This is a genomic window from Acinetobacter sp. YH16031, assembly GCF_013417335.1.
GTDB lineage: Bacteria > Pseudomonadota > Gammaproteobacteria > Pseudomonadales > Moraxellaceae > Acinetobacter.
Genome location: NZ_VPED01000114.1, coordinates 1 through 2,179 on the forward strand (window position 1 = coordinate 1; position 2,179 = coordinate 2,179).

Below are 2,179 nucleotides of genomic sequence, written 5' to 3' on the forward strand. Positions count from 1 at the left end.
GATTACAAGCTCCCTTTCGATTTTAAACGGTAGGTACAGAGCATCCCGAATGGGTGCGAACTTTGGAGCTTTTGCTTTTCAAAAAGTATGAGCGAAGCGAATACATTATCAATGCTTTTGCTTTTAGATTTCACAAACAGGATTAACCAAAAACTGCCCCACGAAGCGAGGAACGAGCTTCAATAGAGTACGAGCTTTAGCGAGTACATAGGGCAGTTTTAATAGTTTTTCCCTTTTTAATAGTTTTAATAGTTTTAATAGTTTTAGACAGCATGAAAGCCTTATATAGCAATACTCTTCAGCCTCATACAACGACAGATTTACCCTTATACAACGACAGATTTACCCTTATACAACGACAGATTTACCCTTATACAACGACAGATTTACCCTATATAACGACAATAAAAAATAATGTTGTTGTTTTAATTAACGCTTTTATAATATAGTGTCGTTTTATTGCAGAAAAATAATCCTTAAACCAAATGAAAAATGATCTAGTTATAAAAAGTAATACTCTTGTTGAAGCTTGCTTTAATCTCAGTTTGACTGAATATCGAATACTACATGTAGCCTTCACTGAATTAGCTGAATATGAAAGTGATAAAGGCTTATTCCACACACGAGAATTTAGAGTATATGCAAAAGATTACTCCAAGCTATTTAATACTGATGAATCCGATGCTTATAAGGTATTAAGGGATGCAAGTGAGCGATTATTTAACCGTTACTTCACGTATGATCGGGTCTATCAAAAACCTGATTTTATAGAATGTGTTAAATCGAGATGGGTACAAAAAATTAGTTATGCAGATACGCAGGGATATATTAAATTTCAGTTAGCCGATGATGTTTTTAGCATGATTGGACAACTGAAAGATTGTTTCACACGATATAGATTATCTAAAACAGCCCAATTAACGAGCGTTTATGCTATTCGCCTTTATGAAATGATGATTCAATGGCAAAGCACGAAAGTTGTTCCAGTAATAGAATTAAATACGTTAAGAGAACGCCTTGCTATTGAGGAGCATGAATATCCTAGAGTCTATGATTTTAAGAATCGTGTCTTAGACCCTGCTATTAAACAAATTAATAAATATACAGATATCACAGTAAGTTACGAACAACACAAGCAAGGACGTATCATTTCTGGGTTTTCATTTAAGTTTAAGCAAAAAAAAGACGATAAACCTAAAATTAATACTAAGCGTGACCCTAACACCCCTGACTTTTTTATAAAAATGACCGATGCACAACGCCATTTATTTGCCAATAAAATGTCAGAAATGCCTGAAATGAGTAAATATTCAAAAGGTACAGAAAGCTACCAACAATTTGCTATTCGTATCGCTGACATGCTTTTAGAGCCTGAAAAATTTAGAGAACTTTACCCATTTTTAGAGAAAGCAGGATTTAAATCATGATGCAACTGGAGAACCTAACAGCCAATTTTCAAGGCGTTCAAATTGAGTATACCGACATCGTTAATTATGAAATTGCGAGGGAGAATATCTGCGGTTATATCTTTCTATTATCCCGAATATCCCAGAATGCAGAACCCACTGAAAAAATGCAGATGGAAAGCAAAATAGAGGACTTAATTTACTATCGGGATAATTTGCAGATCAAGGATAAAGTAAATATCCAAAAAGTCTTAAATGAGCTAATTCCAGAGTATAAAGCCGAACAAGAAAAGCAAAGAGCTAAGAAAAATTAGGCTTTCTTCTTAACTTTACTTTTTTGCTTAGGCTTAACAGTAAATTGCTCTCCCAAAGCCTTGCCTTGTTTAAAAGTGACAATTTCCTTAGCTTCAATTTTAAGTTTTTCGCCAGTTTTAGGATTGTGTCCCATTCTTTCGGCACGCTGTTTTACTTCAAAAGTCCCAAAATCAACTAATCGGACATTTTTATCTTCAACCAGGGCTTCTGTAATGACTTCAAGAACAGAATTAAGAACAACTCTTGCTTCATCTTGATTAATATTTAATTTAGGTGCTAATTTGGCAATTAAATCGGCTTTATTCATAATTAATTGTCCTCAATATTTGGTAAGTCAAAAAGCTGTCGATCTCTATTTTCTGTTAAATATTCGTTGAGTTCAGCGAGTATTTTTTCTTTATTGGCTTCATTTGCCTGCATTTTCTTAATCAAGTAAGAACCGAGCAAAATTTTACGCC

Annotated in this window: 3 protein-coding genes and 1 pseudogene; 2 read left to right on the forward strand and 2 right to left on the reverse strand. The window is 33.9% G+C overall.

Annotated elements, in window-relative coordinates; all coding sequences use genetic code 11:
- Positions 1 to 485: 485 nt before the first annotated feature.
- On the forward strand, positions 486 to 1,427 hold the full coding sequence (gene repM, locus FTV31_RS16340; RefSeq protein ID WP_087554602.1) for a replication initiation protein RepM: 942 nt from the start codon (positions 486 to 488) through the stop codon (positions 1,425 to 1,427).
- Complete coding sequence (locus tag FTV31_RS16345; RefSeq protein ID WP_159516833.1) at positions 1,424 to 1,720, forward strand: hypothetical protein; 297 nt, start codon at positions 1,424 to 1,426, stop codon at positions 1,718 to 1,720. Before repM ends, FTV31_RS16345 begins: the two co-directional genes overlap by 4 nt.
- On the opposite strand, the gene FTV31_RS16350 is transcribed toward FTV31_RS16345, so the two are convergent.
- Positions 1,717 to 2,028 (reverse strand): HU family DNA-binding protein, encoded by a 312-nt coding sequence (locus FTV31_RS16350; RefSeq protein ID WP_159516832.1) that lies wholly within the window; start codon positions 2,026 to 2,028, stop codon positions 1,717 to 1,719. The genes FTV31_RS16345 and FTV31_RS16350 overlap by 4 nt on opposite strands.
- A gap of 2 nt (positions 2,029 to 2,030) precedes the next feature.
- Positions 2,031 to 2,179 (reverse strand): annotated as a pseudogene (locus tag FTV31_RS16355) (mobilization protein); the annotation flags it as partial.

Coding starts and splice junctions, on each gene's coding strand:
- repM (WP_087554602.1), top strand. CDS start 486: ATGAAAAATGATCTAGTTATAAAAAGTAATACTCTTGTTGAAGCTTGC.
- FTV31_RS16345 (WP_159516833.1), top strand. CDS start 1,424: ATGATGCAACTGGAGAACCTAACAGCCAATTTTCAAGGCGTTCAAATT.
- FTV31_RS16350 (WP_159516832.1), bottom strand. CDS start 2,028: ATGAATAAAGCCGATTTAATTGCCAAATTAGCACCTAAATTAAATATT.